The organism is Streptococcus suis, assembly GCF_024509555.1.
GTDB lineage: Bacteria > Bacillota > Bacilli > Lactobacillales > Streptococcaceae > Streptococcus > Streptococcus suis_AD.
This window is the reverse complement of sequence record NZ_JAMWEL010000077.1, coordinates 1-289: the sequence shown is the minus strand read 5'-3', so window position 1 is coordinate 289 and position 289 is coordinate 1. Positions and strand designations below refer to the sequence as shown.

Genomic DNA, 289 nt, shown 5'->3' with positions numbered 1-289 from the left:
ACGACGTTGAGAAACAAAATGGTACAGATCCTAAGACACCAAATACGGATACAACCGTAACTCCAGCAACGGTAGTTGAAGGTCAGCCAGTTTCAGATACAACAGTTGTTACACCAGAATCACCAAACACAGTGATTACACCATCTGAACCAGTTAACGGCGTTTCAGTAGATGAAAACGGCAAGTTGACAGGTACACCAGACATCACAGATTGGAAAGATGACGAAGAAACACGTGAAATCACTGTCCCAGTCACTGTCACAACAGACGGTGTTGAGAAAGTTGTCGA

At 43.9% G+C, this 289-nt stretch carries 1 pseudogene; it reads left to right on the top strand.

The annotated features are described in order from the left end of the window. Positions 1 to 289, top strand: a pseudogene (locus NF418_RS10410) (hypothetical protein); the annotation flags it as partial.